We start from the raw sequence: 19232 nt of genomic DNA on the forward strand, positions 1-19232 counted from the left end.
CCTCGTCCGCGCAGGAGCCACTGTCCGTAGCCAACGGTTTGTCCGCTCTTGCGGTTTGGCGCGGAACATGCGACCACGGTCGCGATGTCCTCCGTGCGTCCGCCTCCCCCGCGGACGAACGACGCCGCGAAGGGCATCCGGCATCGCTCTTGGTTCCCGCACCGCGCTGGGCCGAAGCTTCGCGAGAAGGACTGCAATGAGTGAGTATCAGTATTATGAATTTCAAGCCATCGACAGGTCTCTCACCGAAAAGGAGATGGCCGAGCTCCGTTCGTACTCGACGCGCGCCAGCATCACGCCGACGAGCTTCGTCAACCATTACGAGTGGGGCAACTTCAAGGGCGACGAGGACGCGTGGATGTTCCGCTATTTCGACGCGTTCCTGTATCTCGCGAACTGGGGCACGCACGTGTTCAAAGTACGCCTGCCTTCGCAGTTCCTCGACCTCGCCGATGTGCGTCCGTATTGCTCGAGAAACAGCCTGACGGCGCGCAAGAGCAAAGACCAGATCGTCCTCACCTTCACCTCGCAGGACGACGAGGGAGAAGATTGGGACAGCGGCGAGGGTATTCTATCTTCTCTCATCACGATTCGCGCGGAGCTCGCCCGCGGCGATCGGAGGGCGCTCTACCTCGGCTGGCTGCTCGCCGTGCAAGCCGACGAGCTCGACGACGACGAGCCGGAGCCGCCCGCGCCGCCAGGGCTTGGGCAGCTCAGCGCTTCGCTCGAGGCGTTGGTCGAGTTCCTGCGTATCGACCCGGATCTGCTTCGTGCTGCCGCGGAACCGAGCCTGACGGCCCCGCAACGGCGAACCATCGGCGAGATTCGCCGCATCGCCGAGAGGCACGCCGCGGAGCGAAGGCAGAACGCCGAACGAAAAGCGGCTGCCGAGGCGCTCCGAAAGCAGCGACAAGCGGCACGCAGGCGGGCGAAGCATCTGGATGCGCTCGTCGGCAAGGAAAAGAAGCTCTGGTTGGAGGTCGAGACGCTCGTCGCTGGCAAGAACTACGTTGCAGCGGTGGAGGTCCTCGTGGACCTGCGTGATCTTGCCGCAAGATCGGGAGCGGGCAACTTCGAAACGTTGCTGCAGTCTTTTCGGAACCGGCATGCGCGCAAGGCAATACTCATGGCTCGGATCTCCAAGGCCGGCCTGTAGAGCGTGGTTCTTCGGCTCCCTGCCTGCGTGCGACGAGGGTTCCTCGGTTCGCCCGTTGTGGCAGCATCATTCGCTACGCAGCGTCCTGGTGGTCTTGTATTTCTGGCTTCCCAGGACGGAGCGGTACGCTGCATGCATGAACCCAAACGAACTCCTACTTTGGCAGGTACGAGTATCCGACGCGTGAGCCACGAGGCTCGGAAGCCAGAACTTCTCTCCCGCCGTATGTTCGGGTATCCTCCCTCGGCCCCGTGTCCTCCTCTCCCTTCCTCCGAATCCCCTCCTCGTCCTGGCTCGCGAGCAACCCCCTCGCCTTCGCGGTCCCCGACCTCTACCCGGTGAGCCGCGGCCATACCCTCGTCATCCCGCGCCGGCTCATTGCAACCTGGTTCGAGGCGACCGCCGAGGAACGCGTGGCCATCTTCGACCTCGTCGACGACGTCAAGCGCAAGCTCGACGCGGAGCTACATCCGGATGGTTACAACATCGGCATCAATGCGGGCGAGGCCGCAGGCCAGACCGTCATGCACCTGCACGTGCACGTCATTCCGCGGTATCGCGGCGACATCGACGATCCACGTGGCGGTGTGCGGCACGTCATCCCGGGCAAAGGCAACTATCTCGAAAACCGGCCACCTCCCCTCGCCGAGGGCGGCAAGGTCGATCCTTTTCTGTTGCACCTCGACCCCCTCTTTCGCCGCGCGACCGACATCGCCATTCTCGCTGCCTTCGTCCAGCAAAGCGGCGTCAGCCTGCTTCAGGCCCACGTCGCTGGCGCACTCTCTCGCGGCGCACGCGTCCGCGTCGTCACGGGCGATTACCTCAACATCACCCAGAGCGAGGCCCTGGCGAAGCTCCGCGACTGGATGGATGCCTGGGAGGCGCGCATCGCTCCCGATGGCTCGTCCCCCGGGGCCTTCGAGGCTCGTGTCGTCGAGACGGCACGCCTCCCCGAGGGGGTCCGGTCCTTCCACCCCAAGTCCTGGCGATTCGAGGGACCCGATTTCGGAACGGCGTTCGTCGGCTCGAGCAATCTCTCGCACGCCGCGCTGCACACCGGTGTCGAGTGGAACCTTCGCGTGGACCGCCATCGCGATCGAGCGGCATATCAAGCGATCCTCGATGCCTACGAGCGATGGTGGACAGCGGCCGTTCCGCTCACGGCCGATTGGATTGCGGACTATACGCGGCGCGCCCGAGAGGCGCCCGTCGTCGCATTACCTCCCGGCGAGGAAGACGACGAGTCGAAGGCGCCGCCGCTCGAGCCGCATCCCGTCCAGCGGGAAGCCCTGGCGGCCCTCGCGCAATCGCGTGCCGAGGGGCGCAATCGTGCGCTTTGTGTCCTCGCCACGGGCCTCGGCAAGACGTGGCTCGCGGCGTTCGATGTCACGGCTTTTGCCGAAAAACACGGCAACCGCCCCCGCGTCCTTCTTCTCGCCCATCGAGAAGAGCTGCTCCTGCAAGCCGCTGCCACATTTCGTCGGCAGCTGCGGGACGCGCGGGTGCGTTTCGGGTGGTTCGTCGGTGACCGGAGCGACCTCGGAGGCGACATCCTCTTCGCCTCGGTGCAGAAGCTCTCTCGCCCCGAGCATCTCGCGCGCCTCACGCCCGACGCTTTCGACTACGTGATCGTCGACGAGGTCCACCACGGCACGGCCCCCAGCTACCGCAGCATCATCGACCGGCTGAACCCCCGCTTTCTCCTCGGACTCACGGCCACCCCGGAGCGAGCCGACGGCGCCGACGTGGCGGGGCTCTTCGACGACCACGTCGCCTACCAGGCGGATCTCGGTATCGGTATCCAGAGAAAGCTCCTCGTGCCCTTCACCTACTTCGGGTTGAAGGACGACACGGATTACGAAAACGTTCCCTTCCGCAATCGCCGCTTCGCTCCCGAAGCTCTGGAGCAGGCCATCGACACGGATGCTCGACTCCAGCGGATGTTCCGCGCCTGGCAGGAGCATCCGGGCCAGCGCACGCTCGTCTTCTGCGGATCCATTCGCCACGCCGATCATGCCAGCGGGTTCCTCACGAAGCAGGGCATTCGCGCGGCAGCTGTGCATTCGGGCCCGACCTCGGCTGCGCGCGACAGCGCCATTGCAGCGCTGGTCGACGGGACGCTCGATGCGCTCTGCACCGTGGATCTCTTCAACGAAGGTATCGACATTCCGACCATCGATCGCGTCGTGATGCTCCGCCCGACGGAGTCACCCGTCGTGTTCCTCCAGCAGCTCGGTCGCGGGCTCCGGTTCGCAGACGGGAAAACGCGCCTCGTCGTCCTGGATTTCGTGGGCAATCACCGCGTCTTCCTGGAGCGCGTGCGTACGCTGCTCTCCCTCGGCCCCGAGCCCACGAGCCTGCGTGACTTCCTGGAGAGCAACCAGGCCGCGAGAATGGCGCCCGGGTGTACCATCGACCTCGAGCTCGAGGCCAAGGATCTGCTTGCGAAACTGCTCCCGCCGCAGGGTGGGAGCCCCGCGGAGCAGGCGTACCGCGATCTTCGCGAGGTCCGCGGAGAAAGGCCGCTCGCGGGCGAGCTCTACCGCATGGGCTACAGCCTCAAGAGGCTGCGCGACGCCCACGGGGGCTTTTTTGATTTCGTGGCCGCCATGGGCGACCTCGACGAGATGGAGAAACGTGTCCTCGACGTGGCTGGCGAGTTTCTCCGCGAGCTCGAGATCACCGCCATGAGCAAGTGTTACAAGATGGTGACCCTGGAGGCATTGCTCGAAGCCGACGCGCTTCGAGACGGCCTCCCCGTCTTCGACCTCGCGCAAAGAAGCCACGCCATCATGGCACGGTCCCCGGAGCTTCTGCGTGACCTTTCGGGCGTGGCGGATTTTCCCGACGTGCATGCTCCGGACGTGCACCGGTTCGCCACGTACTGGCGGATCAACCCGATCGCCGCATGGACGAGCGGGCCAGGGAAGCGATTCTTCGCGCAGGAAGGTGATCGCTTCGTCTCGCGCATCCCCTGCCCTCCCGGCGGCGAAAAGTCGCTTTCGTCGATGGTGCGTGAGCTCGTCGACTACCGGCTCGCGATGTACCGCGCGAGGCAAACCGAAAACGTCGCCGGCGTGTCGTTCTCGGCGAAGGTCCTCTGGAACAAGCGGGACCCCATTCTGAAATTGCCGACGCACAAAGATCGAGAGGAGCTCCCTCGTGGCGAAACGACCGTGCGCCTCCCGGACGGCACCCTGTGGCTCTTCCGCTTCATGAAGGAGTATTGCAACGTCGCCCGTCCCGTGGGTTCGCACGGCAACGAGCTGCCCGATCTCCTGCGGCGCTGGTTCGGCCTCGCGGCGGGGCGACCCGGCACGAACTTCCGCGTTCGTTTCTCTCGTTCTCCCAGTGGACTCTGGGTCGAGCCGGACGAGCCACGCGCCGAAACCGATACCGTTCGGGGCCTCCTCCTCACGTTCCCGACCCTCCGCGCAGCCGCAGGATCGACGCGGGATCCAATCGCGCTCGCGCCGGAAGGAGAGCAGGTCCGGCTGCCGACGAAGGCGCGTGGGGAAGGATTGTTCGCCGTGCGCGCAACCGGTGATTCCATGAATGGCGGCAAGGAGCCCATCCGAGACGGGGATTGGCTCGTGATGCGATTCGCACGGAGCGCGTCCCGCAACGCCATCGAGGGCAAAATCGCACTGGTCGAGGTGCCGGATTCTCATCTCGGCGCGAGTTATCTGGTCAAGCGCATCGTCCGGGATGGCAAGCGGTGGATCTTGCGCTCGGAGAACCCGGCACACGCTTCGATCGAAGCGGCGGCGGAGATCGTGCCCATTGCCACGCTCGTGGAGGTGGTGAAGCCCGAGGCGATCGGACCCGAGGTCGGCGCGAACATCGAGGCCCCAAAGCTCGCGGAAGCGTTCGGCCTCCCGGAGCCCCCGCGAACCGGTCGGGTCGACGGGCATCTCTTCCTGCTCGTCGAAGAGAAAGGCAGGCTCGTGGCGCCCGACCGGATCCGATTCCCCGGCATCGAGCCGCGGCCCGGCGAAACGGCGTTCGTGCTGACGCGAGCGGACGGCACCCAGCCATGGCGTCATGCAGGCGTGGCACGGTTCGTCGAAGACGATGGGGCATGGGCGTGTGGGGGAATCGATCATCCGACGTTTCGCGCGCTCGGGGAAGGTCGTGAGGCTTCTCGTACGCTACCTCGATCCATCGAGGATCGGGCCCGTCGTCTCGTCGAAGCTCTGCTCCGCGAGAAGGGATCCGGATCCATCGTCGAGCGGGACGGGAAGCGACTCCGGCTCGTGGGGCCTGCAAAACGCGGCGGCGTGCGTATCGACGGCGGGCCCGGTGGATTCGAGGAGCGAACCGTCTCGCTCACGGATATCGGCTGGGTGCTCGTCGCGCTCTCCGAGGTGAACGAGGATCCGCGCCTGCTACAGGAGGAGCTCGTTCACCACGTACGATATCTGGAAGGCACACCGAAGGGCTCAACGCGTTACATCGATACGGGCTGGGCCATGCTGCTCGTGAAAGAAGCGTTCGCCGCGAAAGCGTAATCTCTCGAGCGTCTCGGGCCAACAAGCACATGATGCTGCCACGCTGGCACTCACCATGACCGGCCCTGACAACATGGCGCCCGCCTCCTCCCTCGGCTCCCTTCCTCCTTGCTGAAATACGCCGCCTTGGCATCCCATCCCCCGCGGCACGGCGGTTGCAACCACCGAGCGCATGATTGCCAAGGCCCCCGATCGTGTCGATCAGCTCCAGGGCGTCCTCCTCGGCGCCGCCGTGGGTGATTCGCTCGGTTTGCCGCGGGAGGGCCTATCGCCCCAGCGGGCAGCACGAATGTATGGCTCTCGCCCGCTCGAGCACCGATTCCTGCTCGGCCGCGGCATGGCCAGCGACGACACGGAGCATGCATGTTTGACCGCGCAGGCGCTCCTCGCGGCGCCCGGGGAAGAGGACCGCTTCGCGCGAGCGCTCGCGTGGCGCCTGCGGGGCTGGCTCGCCGCAATGCCAGCCGCCGTCGGGTGGGCGACGCTCCGCTCCATCGTCAAATTGTGGCTCGGCTTCTCGCCTCACGCGAGCGGAGTCTTTTCGGCGGGTAATGGCCCCGCGATGCGCGCGCCCGTGATCGGAGCATGCCTCGCGGATGACCACGAGCGAATCGAAAGAATGATACGTGCATCGACGCGAATGACCCATACGGATCCGCGAGCCGAAGAGGGGGCGCTTGCCATCGCCCTGGCAGCGGCTCACGGCGTGCGAGGTGGACCCCTCGGCGTCTCGCCCGGCGCCCTCCTCGACGAAATCGGGCAGCGTACGCGAGGCGAAGAGCTCCGGCGAGCGCTCGATCAAGTCGGCGAGCACCTCGCGCGCGGCACGACGGCTGCCGAATTCGCGCGAGCTCTCGGTTTTACGCGAGGCGTGAGCGGCTACATGCTCCACACGGTCCCCGCGGCGCTCTTCTGCTGGCTCTCGAGCCCCGGTGACGTCGAGCGCTCCGTGGAGGAGGTGATTCTGCTCGGCGGCGACGCGGATAGCACGGGCGCCATCGTGGGAGCGCTCTCCGGGGCCACGGCCGGAGCGAGCGCGATTCCGATCGCGTGGCTCGAGGGGCTCACGGATTTTCCTCGCTCGACGGCGTGGATGATGCAGCTCGGCGCGCGGCTCGCAGAGAGCTTCGGCGCGACGCGAACCGAAGGAGCGGGCCCCGGTCCGCTACCGCTGTTCTGGCCGGCAATCCCGATCCGGAACATGCTTTTTCTAGCCGTGGCGCTCGCGCACGGATTCCGGCGGATGCTGCCGCCTTATTGAACCCGCGCCCTGGCAGGGATACGCGCGTAGCCCTGAGCCTCTGATGGTCCTGAGCATGGGGTACAGACCGGCTACCTGGGTAACAGGGTAGACCGGGAGCCTGGGTGACAGTTAGTTGCCCCACGGTCGACAGGTCTGACGAGACCTGGGCATGCCCTGGAGGGAGAGCCGTGTCGTGGATGAGCGCATGCGCTTCATCGTGGCCGTCGCCGATGGTGACGAGTCGTTTACAGAGCTTTGTCGACGCTTCGAGATCAGCCGAAAGACTGGGTACAAGTGGGTCGAGCGATATGAGCAGTTCGGGCCCGCAGGGCTTGAGGACAAACTGTGCAACCGGGGCTTCGATCACGGACTCCACGCGTTCGATCTCGAACTCCACGCCTTCGATCTCGAACTCCACGCCTTCGATCACGGACTCCACGCCTTCGATCTCGAACTCCACGCCTTCGATCTCGAACTCCACGCCTTCGATCTCGAACTCCACGCCTTCGATCTCGAACTCCACGCCTTCGATCTCGAACTCCACGCATTCGATCACGGACACCCGCGCCTTCGATCTCGGACTCCACGCGTTCGATCTCGAACTCCACGCCTTCGATCACGGACTCCACGCCTTCGATCACGGACTCCGCGCCTTCGATCACGGACTCCACGCGTTCGATCTCGAACTCCGCGCGTTCGATCTCGAACTCCGCGCCTTCGATCACGGACACCTGCGCCTTCGATCACGGACACCCGCGCCTTCGATCACGGACACCCGCGCCTTCGATCTCGAGGAGCGCGCCCTGCGTGCTCCCGGCGTGGGGCCACATGGTTGTTCTCTCCGAGCGCCAGATCCTCTAGGCTGAAATCTTACACACTTTGGGAGGCGCCATGGTCATCCCGCTCGATCTGGTCCGCGCTGTACGTGAACATCGCCTCGTCCCCTTCGTGGGCGCGGGCGTGAGCTCAGGTGTCAAGCGAGGCCTCTTCCCCACGTGGGGCAAGCTCCTCGAGATGATGGCCGCCGAGCTCGAAGCGCAGGCGAACCACGCCGAGGGCCAGGAAGTCCGCCGCCTCATGAAAGCCGAGGACTACCTCGGCGCGGCGGAGCGCGGGCTGCGGCATCTCAAAGCCTATCGCTTCAACCGCTTCTTGCGCGGCGTCTTTCGCAAGCGGCGGCCTGCCGACCTCGATCTCTCCGTCGTCGAGGCGCTCTGGAGCCTGCGTCCGCCCCTCGTGATCACCACGAACTACGACGACGTCCTGCGCTGGGCCGGTCCCGCGGACGCGGAGATGCTGGGGAACGACCAGGAAGACGAGCTCGCGCTGCTCCCGGAGGCGAGCGCCGAGTGGCCTTTCGTCTGGCATCTGCACGGGACCATCCAGCGCCTCTCGACGCTGATCCTCGCGGGATCGGATTACAAGTCCCTCTATGGCGGCGACGGGGAGCGCGCCCGGAGGTACGAGGCCGCGCTCTTCCAGCTCAACGCGCAGCTCGCCAATCGCCCCTTCCTGTACGTGGGCTTCAGCCTGAGCGACCCTTACGTGCTCCAGCAGATCGCCGACGTCCTCAAGATCTCGAAAGGCAAGGGAGCGCCGAGCTTCGCGCTCATGAAGAAGGGCCAAGGCGACGCGTCCGCGCTCTGGTTCAACTACAACATCCAGCTCATCGAATACGAGGATCATGGCCCGCCGCTCGCGGCGATGCTCCGGGAGATCAGCCGCCTTTCGTTCGACGCGCAGGCCACTTCGGCGTCGCTCGTCGCCGAGGGCACGACGAAGCTCGCTCGGGAATCGGCGCCGTTCGTCCCACGTCCTCAGCTCGAGGCCGAGATCACCCGCGCGCTCCGCGGCAGTCGCAGGCTCCTTTTGCTCGCGCCTCGCAAGGGAGGGGCACGGACGCTCGCGCGCACGATTGCCGAAAAGGAGTTCGGGGAACGCGTGACGTGGCTCCTGCCGCCCAACGTCCCGAGCTGCACCGAAGCCGAGTATTTCGCGAGCTTGTCGGGTGATCCCTCGGTGAACGGCTTCCTCAAGCTCGAGCAATGGCTCTCGGAGCGCGCGCGGGCGCTCGGCGGGGAGCACCTCGTCGTGGTGCGGCACGACGGGGGGCCGATCGAGCATTTGATGACCCTCGGCAATGCGCTGCGTCGACTCGTGGAGAACCCGGGGCGCGGCGTGGGGGCCGCGCGATTCTACGTCCTCGTCGCGGGAGAATCCGCCTGCGCATCGCTACGGCTGGACACGGCGACGCTCTCGCTCTTTTCGGGCGCGCCCTCGCGGCACGTGCCGCCGCTCTCCGTGGACGAGGTGCGCGCGCTGCTCGGACAACGTGGCGTGGACGTGGGGTTCGCGGAGGGCGTGCACGCGGCGACGGGGGGTTTGCCCGGGCTCGTGCAGGAGGCGCTCGGGGGGGAAGGGTCGCTCGAGCGCGAGGCGCTGACGCAGAGGCTCGCGCGGAGCCCGTCGGTGCGCGGCATTTTGCGTACGCGGCTCGCGGAGGATGACCGGGCGAACCGGAGCCCGGCGCGGCATGCGCGCACGGTCCTGCAAAACCTGCTCGCGGACAAGGGGGCGCGCAGGCTCGACGATACGGACGACGATTTGAAGTATCCGGAGGTGCGCCTCTATTACGACGGGCTCGTGGTGAGCGCGGAGGGCAGCGGAGAGACGGTCTTCCGGTGCGAGGCGGTGCGGATCGCGGCGGAGCGGACATTCACGCTGGAGCAGGGGGCCGTGTGAGGCGGTGGGGGGCAGCGCTCGCGATGTGCGCGGCCACGACATGGGGCCACGCGGCGCGGGCGGAGAAGGCGGCCGACGACGCACAGGAGCTCGTGCCCGGCGGCGAGCCGGCGTCGGTGCTCGAGGGGGTGGATTGGCTGCCCTTCTGGAGCAACAGTGTCGTCGCTTGGAGCCCGGACGGGCGCATGCTGGCGACGGCGCAGGGATTCGACGTCCACACGATCCGTCTGTGGGACCTCGCGACCGGACGAGAAGTGAGGCGCTGGAGCGTGCAGGGCAGCGGCGCCGTCGAGCGGCTGGAATGGAGGCCCGACGGTCACACCCTCGTCCTGACGTCGGCCAAGGGGAATGCGATCGCCTGGGACAAGGACACGGGCATGAGCTCGGAAATCGAGGTCCCGGCCCCCAACGTCGCGGCCGCCGAACGCTTGAAAGACGTCCGCGTCGACGTATCCCTCGATGGGAAGAAGACGACGACCCTCCAGGTGATCGCGTTCGACGGAGGCAACCTGTACGCGACGGAGGCTCTGGAGGACAAGACCCTCATCGTCGGCCATGACGACAACGTCGTCCTTCGTTCGATTCCCTCGGTGGGCCAACCCGTTCAGTTCGATCCGACGGGCCGTACGATCCTCATTGGCACCACGATCTGGGACATCCCTTCGGGTTCGGTCCAGACCCGGCTGCGCACGAGGCCGCTCGGCGCGGAGCTCGCGTTCCTCGGAAATGGCGATCGCCTCGCCGTGGGTCAATCCGATGGGACGGTATGGCTCTGGGACATGGACCGGGGCATTCCGACCCGCATCCTCCCCGGGGATGGGTATCAGGTCTTCGACATCGAGGATCTCACGCGGTTCGCCAAATGCTCCACGTGCATCGCCGTGAGTTATTACAACGGGGTCATCCGCGTCCTCGACACCACGACGGGCCGTGATGTCTTCGAGCCGGTTCGCGGGGATGGGACGTCGCGGCTGCACTTCGAGCCGCGCTCCATGGAGCTCGTGGCGGAGAATGGGTACCAGGTGAATGTATGGGCCCCTGGCGCAGCTCCCTCCACGATCGACATGGGCCAGGGTTTCCCGGTGTTCCTCGCCTCTGCGTTGTCCCCACGCGCGCCGGTCCTCGCGGTCAGGCAGGCGGAATCGGGACACATCACGCTCTGGGGTATCTCCTCGCGCCAGAAAAAGACGACGCTCCTCACGGAAAACTCCGGCTCGGCGCTGGCCTGGAGCCCTGACGGCCGTACGCTCGAGGTCGGCTACGCCGGGATCTCCCGCATCGAGCGGTGGGACGCGGAGGCGGGCCAGAAGCTCTCGACGCTCGAAACGGACGCGCCCGTCGTGGCGCTTGCATTCCACGCAGATGGCCGGCTCCTCGCGGGAGGTTGCCAGAACGGAGCCATCGAAGTCTGGTCCGCCGCTCCGGGCCCCACGGTATGGAAGGAGCAAGTCCATCGGGCCGCCATCCATTCGATGGCATTCCACCCGACCAAGCACCTCCTTGCGTCGTCCGGGGATGGCCTTGTCGCCGCACACGACGTGAGCACCGCTCGGTCCGAGAAGCGTATTTTCCTTGGCGGCCCGACCGGGTGGGTCGGCGTGGACGAACGGGGCCTGGTGCATCGCCGCGATCCCGGCGGATTCGTTCAGCGGCTGGACAAGGACGGCACCTTGCACCCCGTCTTGCCTCCCATGACGGCCCCTTCTTCCCTGAGCATCAGCCAATGGCAGGTCAAAGGCGAGCCCGGGGACGGCCCCGATGCGATCGGAGAGAAGAGCAGCGCGACCAGCGTCCTCGAGGTCGTCGTCGAGAACAACGGCGCAGGCCCTGCGTACTGGGTGACACTCGAAATGGTGGACACGCGCAAGGGCCTCATGCTGCTCGATCCGCCGACGATCCCGCGCCTCGAGCCGAGGACGTCGGCGACGCTGCACGCGAGAATGTCCTGGAGCGCCCCGAATGCAGGCGAGACGCCATCGGCGCCGATTCGCTTCCACATCAAGGACGCCCTCGGCACGTCCCTGCCCTTCTCGACGAACGTCAATGTTCGCGCACCGCGCCTCGTGTACGAGGCCCTCGACGTTTCCGGCGACACGGTCCGATTCACCTTGTCGAACGAGGGGAACCAGATAAGCGGTCCGCTCACCATCGAAGCGTCCTTCATCGACGGCCAAAGAAAGGAATCCGCGCAGCGCCCGGGGGTCCCGAGCATCCCTGGTGGAGACTCGGTCGAGATCAGCTTCGCCATTCCCACGGGCATGGGGCGAGACCAGCCTTTCACCCTCGAGCTCTCGGCGAAAACCGACGTGGCGAGCCACTGGCCCCGTCATCCCCGGCGCACATGGTCGAGCCGATTCGACAATCTCCGCCCTTCCCTCCCCATCGCCCTTTACGGCGCCATCGGCCTCGGCGCCCTCCTCCTCGCCGCCGCGGTCATGTACGCCCGCATCTACAAGAATCCGCTCGTCGTCCGGGCGACCCTGGAGCCCATGTCTCTCCAGCGGTATCCCCTTGGCGAGATCGCGAACGTCGACCGCGCGCTCTTGCGCGCCAAGCGCCGCGACCCCGCGCTGACCGCCGCGGGCATCTCCAAGGAGCGCTGGAGAAACGCGATGTTGGCCGCCCAATCCGGGGACGGCGCGCTCGCGGGCTTCTCCGACGCCGTGGGCGCGGTCCTCGGTGATTGCCTCGACGATCTTCCCGAAAACGTCTCCGCGCGGACCCTCAAGCTCCCGCCGCTCGTCCTACGTTTCGCCCAGGAGACGGCGCTCGTCGCGATCACGGGCGGCGATCTCGAAGAAGGCGCCACACGCAAGCTCGCGGCGGCCGTACATCAGGGCGGTCGCGGCCCACGGCAAGCGCTCGCGCTCGATTTCACGAAATCGCAACGCATGGCCGACGCCCTGCGCGAGCTGCCCGGCGTGCGGTTCGTCGTGCTCTCCGCGGATCGATTGCGCGACCTCCTCCTCGCCGAGCGCCCGAGCGCCGTCCTCGAACAATCGCTCCGCGAGCAGCTCGAGGTCGCCGACCTCTCGCCCTACCAGACCGCGTCCGGCGTCGAGCAAGACGCGCTCTTCTTCGGGCGCGAGCGCGAGATCCGCACCATCGCCGATCGGTCGCTCCGGAACTTCATCCTCGTCGGCGCGCGGCAGATGGGCAAATCCGCCCTCCTCCAGGCGCTGAACCGCCGCCTCAAGGCGCGCGAGGACGTCGACGTCCATTACATCACGCTCGCGGGCAGTGATCTCGTCCATCACATTCGCGACCACTTCGATCCAGGCGTCGAGCCCATCGAGGCGACTCCCAGCGCCTTCGCCAAGGTCGCAGCGGGCACGAAGGACAGGCCGCGCCTCTTCCTGCTCGACGAGGCCGACCAGTTCGTCGCAGAGGACACGCGACGTGATCACGCCATCACGCAGGTCATGCGCAAACTCGCGCAGGACGGCCTCGCCCATTTCGTCCTCGCGGGCTTCTGGGATCTCTACGCGGCCACCTGGCTCGACGCCAAGCACCCGCTGCTCAACTTCGCCGAGCTCATCCGCCTCGGCCCGCTCGACGACACCGCGGCGACCGATCTCGCGACGAAGCCCATGGCCTCGCTGGGCCTCCGCTGGGACAGCCCCGAGACGGTCGCCTCGCTCGTGCGTGGCGCGGGCTATCGAGCGAACCTCATCGTGCTCGCGTGCAAGGCGCTGATCGAGTCCCTCGACGTATCGACACGCGTGCTCACGGCCGAGCGGCTCGCGGGCGTCGTGCGGAGCAACAAGGATTTACGCGAGCAGCTCCGGGTCCTGCGCAAGAACATCTACGCGCCGCTGCATCGAGCCATCGTGTACCAGGCACTCCTCCTCGAGGAGCCGACGCGCGACGGGCTCCTCGCGGCGCTGCGGGAGCGTGGCTTCGAGGTATCACGCGTCTCCTTCGATCAGGCCCTCGAACTCCTGGAGCTCGCTTACGTCATCGTGGTGGATCCGGAAGGGAGGGTTGATTTTCCCGTGCCCTGGGTCCGCGCGCAGCTCGTACGCGACGGGCGCCCCGAGGACCTGCTCGAGGAGGAGATGGAGGAGCATCGGAAGCTCGGGTAGCGCGCCGCTCCCGAAGGACCTGCGGGCGAATCACACGCCGCGGAGCAGGCGTCGCGCGGCCCGGGGCCGAGCTCTCCCCTGTTCGCGTTCTGCTTTCTCGTCTCGATGGGCAGAAGAAGGCGCCATCCGCGACGACGGCGAACACCTCTGTTCGCATTTTTCCGTCTCGGTTGACCGGCCGAACGGGTTCCGCTCATCCTCTGCGCGCCGAGAGAAGACCACCGTAACGTAAGGAGATGCCGAGCATGGAATCGAAGAGCCGGATGATCGCTTTTTTCCCCGCAGCCCTGGCGCTTGCACTGACTGGTTTCGTGGTTGGCTGTAGCAAGTCGGAGCCGGCTTCGGGTTCGGGGGCGCCCACCGCGTCCGCGGCCGGCGCGTCGGCTCCGGCGAGCAACGCCTGCGACGTCGCTGCCTTCGAGAAGGAGCAAGACGAGAAGGGCCGCCAGAGCCACACGCCGAGGAAGCTCTCCGGCTGCAAGTTCGAGTCGTATACCCCGGGCACCAAGACGGCGAGGTTCGCGGGCAATGGCAAGATGAAGCTGTCCTGCGTGAACATCCCCAAGCCGGAGATGGAGGTCGGCGACCTCGCGGACATCGAAGGCAAAGAGGACAGCGCCGGTTTCGTCACCCTCTACAACTGTGTCGTGACGAAGAAGTGACGTACCGCCGAAGGCCGCGCAGCGCCCGGAGGACCGAGGCGCCACGCGGCCTTCTCGATGGGGGGATGCGCAGGGGCGGGTCGGCGGATCCCCGGCAAGCACGCCGCTCGGCGCGTGGTAATGTCGCGGCATGAAGATCGCCGTCCTCGGGCCTGGTGGAATCGGCAGCACGTTCGCATTCGAGCTCGCGCGGGCGGGGCACGAGGTGACCGTGGTCGCGCGTGGCAAGCGCCTCGAACAGCTGCAACGGGACCAGGCCATCGTGACCGTGTCGGGGGAGCGCGCCGCGGTTCGCGTCAGCGCGGCGCTCGACACGACGACGGAATGGGATCTGGTGCTCGTGACGGTCCTCGTCTCGCAGGTGGACGCGGTGCTGCCCGCGCTCGCGGCAAGCGCGGCGAAAACCGTGATGTTCATGTTCAATACCTTCGAGCCGCTCGGCCGTCTCCGCGATGCCGTCGGCTCGTCACGTTTCGCATTTGGCTTCCCGGCGATCCTGGCGACCCTCGACGAGGGCAAGCTCAGTTCCGAGATCGTCACGCGAGGCCTCCTGACCACGGTGACGGATGCGGCCTGGGCCAAGGTATTCACGGACGCCGGCATTCCCGCCGTCGTCCACGCGGACATGGAGAGCTGGCTGCGGACCCACGCGGCCCTGGTCGTGCCCGTGATGATCGCCAGCGTCACGGCGCACGCGCGCGGCGCAGGCGTGTCGTGGAGCGAAGCGACGCGCCTGGCGCGCGCCATGGACGAGGGGTTTCACCTGGTACGCCTGCTCGGGAACACGCTCACGCCAGCCCCCGTGGCCATGGTGAGCCGCTTGCCGATCCCCGTGCTCGCCTCGTTGTTATGGACGATCAGCAGGCTCGACCCGGTCCGCAAAACGGGCGCCGCAGGCTACGGCGAGCCACGCACGCTGATCGACGCGATGGCCGCCGCAGCCCCCGGTGAGATACCCGCGCTGCTCGCGATCCGGCCCTGAGCACGCCGGCCGACATCCGTGCTTCCCGCTTGACGCGGCCGCGACTCCGATCCTTCCATCCCGCGATGGAACGACCTGCAGGTTCACGCAAACTCGCGATCGCTGGATGGGTGCTCTCGGGGCTCGTCGCGCTCTTCATGGGCGGCGTCAGCGCGGCTGGCAAATTCATCCAGCCACCGCCGCCGGCCGTCCTCGAAGGGGCGCAGCATCTCGGGCTCCCCATCGAAAAGTACCCGGCCATCGGCATCGTCGAGGTCGCCTGCGTGATCCTGTTCCTGATCCCGCGCACGGCGTTCGTCGGGGCCATCCTCGTCGCGGCCTACCTCGGCGGGGCCACCGCGATCCACGTCCGCGTCAGCGATCCGTGGGTCCTCCCGCCCCTCTTCGGCGTGCTCGCGTGGGTGGGCTACGGCCTGCGTCGGCCCGACGTCATTCGCACCGCATTCGCGGCGCCTGCGAAAACATCCAATTGAAGGAGCGTGCGAGGCGGCACGGGGAATGCGCCGCCTCGCGCCGTGGGGGGAGCGCTACTGGCTTCCGGGCAGATTCACGTCGTCTTCGTCCGCCTGCAAGAGGCCACGACGTCCGCCGGCGAAGAGGACGTCGTCGCCGTCGACGAGCAGGTTGGGCTGCGGCTCCGGCCAGTATTCGGAGAACGTGCCTTGCGGGATGTAGAAGAAGCTCAGCGCCTTCAGGTGATTGGGCTTGGCGGCCACGGTGAGCACGCCGCCGGGGACGTTGAAGAAGAGATTGTCCCCTTGGGCTCCGTCGAGCTCCATCCATGATTGAATGAGGGATTGCGCGCGCACGTTGTACCCGCGCACGCCGGAGCCCGGAGCCGGCTTCAAGAGCGCGACCTTGATCCTCGCGTCCCACGGCTGCCCCAGGGGCATCGGCCAATAAGGCTTCCAGACGAGGCCGTGCGTCACGGTGGGCCGGCCGTCCTCGTCCGCGACGACGGAATGCACCGCGCGGCCGGGGAATCGCTGATAATTCTTCAGCTCGGCGAGGCCGTCGTCGAGCTCCACCCGGGCCACGGCCGACTCCAGGAACGCGTCGCCCCAGACCGGATCGCGCGTGATGAGTTCGTCATCGTCGACCCCGACGACCTGCCCGGGCACGTTGATCTTCGATACGACCGGCTGCCCCGGCTGCCCGAGGTCGATCTTCTCGACGAAATATCTCGCGTGCGGCCGGGGATCGCCCGGCTTCGTGGCCGGCGTCTTCGTCGTGATGTAGAGGTTCTCGCCGTCCGAGAACCTGCCGACGTATTCTTCGTCGGCTCCGAACGTGATGGTCGGACGCACCGCGGGATGCGCCGGATCCGAGAGATCGAGCACACCGACGCGGGCATTCCGCAACTCGCGATACGCGGTCCCCTGCTCGCAGTAGCCGTTGATGTACGGCTGCGCCGTCTCGAAATCGGCGAGCACGCAGGTGGGGTCGGCGCCGACGTGGTCGGTGCATTGCGCGAAGCCACCGTCGCAGGCGAATTGACCCGTGCCGAGGGGCGCCTGGCAATGCATGCGGCCCGTCAAGTAAGTGCAGCCCTCCTCGCCGTAACAATCCGTGTACTGGTCGATCGGGTAATACCAGCAACTATCGACGTCGCCGACGGTCGTGTACGTCGCGTCAGGGGGGATGGCCACGAAGCTGAGCGACGCGTGCGTCGCGTAAATGCCCGGCTCCCAGTTCCCGGGGAAAGGCAGCCCGGTGGCCACGAAATCGCCCAGCGACTTCGGGTGCAGCGGATTGGAAAGGTCGATGGTGGTGATCGTGTACTCTTGCCAGTTCGAGATCCGCACCGCGGTCAAGAGATGGCCGACCTTGTAATAATACGCGTTCGGCGGCACCTCGATACTCGCGAGCGTCTTCGCGTATTGCGCGTCTCCCGATCGGGAGATGACCTCGACACGCGCCTTCACGGTGGGCTTCGACCAGTAGGTCGTGTCCTCCGGGTTCTGCACGCGCACCCGGTAATTGCCATAGCGGTAGATGCCGACGTAATTCGGCGCGAGGAAGAGATGCCCACGCGTCGTGGGGTTGTCGACGTCGCTGCGGTCGTACAGGCCGAACTCGGTCGCGGTCAGGCCCGCGGCGCCGGTGCCCGAGGTCGGGAACCCGCGGAGCATGCGGCTGTTCAGCGGGAGGAGCCCGCGTCGCGTGACCGTGCTGCCCGAGAACGTGAAGAGCTGCACGCCGGCGGTATAGGGGACGTTGCCCCAGTCGCCGCTGTTATACGCCACGAGCGCGAGCCCCGTCTCGGTCTCGCCGCTCGGCGCCTGCACGTTCACCGCGTTCTCGAGCACGGCGAACGCGCGCGTATTGGCTGCGAGCTCCGCTTCCCCCTGCCAGTTGGTGGTGGCCGGCTCCACGGCGGCGCGCGCGAGCAGCGGATTGGAGCTATTCGTGTCGTAGAGGCTGACCGCGACATGGTAATACCAATTGCCGGTCCGACCGGCGCTGACCAGGCGGCTGCCCCCGAAGACCGAGCGGAAATGGTCCTCCAGGCCTGGCTGGGACGACGCCCCGAGCGCCGCCACGTGCCCCGCCGCGTCGACGGAGAACGCGTGAAGGGTGCCATTCTCCCCGAGCGTGGTCGAGATGTACGCCTTGTCGTCGGTGAAGAACGCGCCGTGAATGGCCTGGCCGGGCGCGAAGTCCGTCTGCTCGATCAGCGTGGGGTTTCCCGGCCCCGAAGCGTTCCACGTCTGCAGGTGCACGCCCTGCGTCTCGCTGTCGAATTGCGGCCCTGAAAACACGCGGAGCATCGAGCCGCGCAGATCCACCTGGGCCTCGTTGAGAAGCATATCCGGCGTGACGACCTTGCCGCGCAAACTCAGCGTGCCGCCCGACCCGATGTCGATGATGCTGACGTGATTCGTCGGATCGTGGAAGACCCTCGCGTTGTGCACCGCGACGAGCGCGCCGCTCTGGAGCGCGAGGCCCCGCAGGTAACCGGGGAAGCCGACGGTGCTCGTGAGGGAGAGCCCGTTGCTCGTCAGAGCGAATCGCTTGATGTAGGTCTGGTGTCGCCCCTCGGAGTACCCGGTCCCCGGAACGGGGAACCAGCCGTACTCGGTGGTGCCCACGTAGAGCACGCCCCCATTCGCGCCGCTCTCGAAGCGGCTGGCCCTGACGTTGCCCGAGAGCGTGGTCCGCGAGAGGACCTCGGGGTGCTCCCGATCGCTGATGTCGACCTCCAGAATGGCCGCGTTCGTGCTGCCCTGCATGGCGATTCGCGCCGGATCGGGTCGATAATCGTGCCCGCCGTCCAGGAGCACGAGCGCGCGATCGCCGCTCACGTGCATCTCGACCACGCTCCCCGCAATCGGCAGGCGACCCACGATGCGCGGGTCGTCCGGGTCGTGCACGTCGATGACTTGCAGGCCGCGCCAGCGGTTCAGGGCGAGCACGTACCCGTCGCCGAGCACCTCGTAGATGTCGCCCTGCGCGTTCGTCGTGCTCGGCGCATCGAGCGCACCCGCGCCCTTTGCCGCGAAGTCCTGCTCCTCTTCCTCTTCTTCCTCCTCTTCTTCCTCTTCGCCCCACGGCCAGACGTATGGAAGCGGCTCGCCGGAAAGGAAGGACGTCGGCCCCTGGATCGCCTCCGTGGCCTCGGCCGTCTCCGTTTCTTCCGAAGGTTTCTGCGTGCTGGTCGTGCATCCCTGCCCGACCAGAAGAAGCAGCGCGGCCGAATACCGCGCAACGCGCGCGACTCGGCCGTCTTGCGTGAAGGTCCTCATGTTCGTGGTCTCCTGTCTCCGCCCATCCCATGGAATGAAGGGGCGATGGACCCACCATGACATCGACATCACGGAGAGCTGTCAACACGCACCACTCGGAGAGCA

Annotated in this window: 10 protein-coding genes and 1 pseudogene; 10 read left to right on the plus strand and 1 reads right to left on the minus strand. The window is 66.7% G+C overall.

Translation table 11 applies throughout. From position 1 onward, the window contains the following. Nucleotides 1-196 precede the first annotated feature (196 nt). From QHF83_RS02390 to QHF83_RS02435, 10 genes and pseudogenes are all read left to right on the plus strand, one after another. Complete coding sequence (locus QHF83_RS02390; protein ID WP_282416103.1) at nucleotides 197-1156, plus strand: hypothetical protein; 960 nt, start codon at nucleotides 197-199, stop codon at nucleotides 1154-1156. Between the two features lie 251 nt (nucleotides 1157-1407). Then, nucleotides 1408-5667, plus strand: a complete 4260-nt coding sequence (locus QHF83_RS02395) for a DEAD/DEAH box helicase family protein (RefSeq protein ID WP_282416104.1) — start codon at nucleotides 1408-1410, stop codon at nucleotides 5665-5667. Nucleotides 5668-5839: 172 nt separating this feature from the next. Further along, nucleotides 5840-6928, plus strand: a complete 1089-nt coding sequence (locus QHF83_RS02400) for an ADP-ribosylglycohydrolase family protein (RefSeq protein ID WP_282416105.1) — start codon at nucleotides 5840-5842, stop codon at nucleotides 6926-6928. Between the two features lie 187 nt (nucleotides 6929-7115). Continuing rightward, nucleotides 7116-7250, plus strand: a pseudogene (locus QHF83_RS02405) (helix-turn-helix domain-containing protein); the annotation flags it as partial. Continuing rightward, nucleotides 7219-7776, plus strand: coding sequence for a hypothetical protein (locus QHF83_RS02410; RefSeq protein WP_282416209.1), 558 nt, complete (start codon nucleotides 7219-7221; stop codon nucleotides 7774-7776). The pseudogene QHF83_RS02405 and the gene QHF83_RS02410, both read left to right, overlap by 32 nt. A gap of 25 nt (nucleotides 7777-7801) precedes the next feature. Then, complete coding sequence (locus QHF83_RS02415) at nucleotides 7802-9652, plus strand: SIR2 family protein (RefSeq protein ID WP_282416106.1); 1851 nt, start codon at nucleotides 7802-7804, stop codon at nucleotides 9650-9652. After that, entirely contained in the window at nucleotides 9649-13737 is a 4089-nt protein-coding gene (locus tag QHF83_RS02420) for a hypothetical protein (RefSeq protein ID WP_282416107.1), read from the plus strand. The genes QHF83_RS02415 and QHF83_RS02420 overlap by 4 nt, the downstream gene beginning before the upstream one ends. Nucleotides 13738-13982: 245 nt before the next feature. After that, the gene (locus QHF83_RS02425) at nucleotides 13983-14399 is read left to right on the plus strand and encodes a hypothetical protein (protein WP_282416108.1); all 417 of its coding nucleotides are present in this window, start codon (nucleotides 13983-13985) and stop codon (nucleotides 14397-14399) included. Between the two features lie 130 nt (nucleotides 14400-14529). Continuing rightward, entirely contained in the window at nucleotides 14530-15381 is an 852-nt protein-coding gene (locus QHF83_RS02430) for a 2-dehydropantoate 2-reductase N-terminal domain-containing protein (RefSeq protein ID WP_282416109.1), read from the plus strand. Between the two features lie 65 nt (nucleotides 15382-15446). Then, nucleotides 15447-15854, plus strand: a complete 408-nt coding sequence (locus QHF83_RS02435; protein ID WP_282416110.1) for a DoxX family protein — start codon at nucleotides 15447-15449, stop codon at nucleotides 15852-15854. Between the two features lie 54 nt (nucleotides 15855-15908). Here the strand turns inward: QHF83_RS02435 and QHF83_RS02440 are convergent, their stop codons facing one another. Next, nucleotides 15909-19127 (minus strand): beta-propeller domain-containing protein, encoded by a 3219-nt coding sequence (locus QHF83_RS02440; protein ID WP_282416111.1) that lies wholly within the window; start codon nucleotides 19125-19127, stop codon nucleotides 15909-15911. Nucleotides 19128-19232: the final 105 nt, after the last annotated feature.

The sequence above is a fragment of the Polyangium sp. 15x6 genome (assembly GCF_029960785.1).
Classification (GTDB): domain Bacteria; phylum Myxococcota_A; class Polyangia; order Polyangiales; family Polyangiaceae; genus Polyangium.

Bases quoted from the DNA above. Each gene is read 5' to 3' on its own strand.
- QHF83_RS02435 (WP_282416110.1), top strand. From the start codon at position 15,447: ATGGAACGACCTGCAGGTTCACGCAAACTCGCGATCGCTGGATGGGTG.
- QHF83_RS02425 (WP_282416108.1), top strand. From the start codon at position 13,983: ATGGAATCGAAGAGCCGGATGATCGCTTTTTTCCCCGCAGCCCTGGCG.
- QHF83_RS02410 (WP_282416209.1), top strand. From the start codon at position 7,219: ATGAGCAGTTCGGGCCCGCAGGGCTTGAGGACAAACTGTGCAACCGGG.
- QHF83_RS02400 (WP_282416105.1), top strand. From the start codon at position 5,840: ATGATTGCCAAGGCCCCCGATCGTGTCGATCAGCTCCAGGGCGTCCTC.
- QHF83_RS02430 (WP_282416109.1), top strand. From the start codon at position 14,530: ATGAAGATCGCCGTCCTCGGGCCTGGTGGAATCGGCAGCACGTTCGCA.
- QHF83_RS02390 (WP_282416103.1), top strand. From the start codon at position 197: ATGAGTGAGTATCAGTATTATGAATTTCAAGCCATCGACAGGTCTCTC.
- QHF83_RS02415 (WP_282416106.1), top strand. From the start codon at position 7,802: ATGGTCATCCCGCTCGATCTGGTCCGCGCTGTACGTGAACATCGCCTC.
- QHF83_RS02440 (WP_282416111.1), bottom strand. From the start codon at position 19,127: ATGAGGACCTTCACGCAAGACGGCCGAGTCGCGCGCGTTGCGCGGTAT.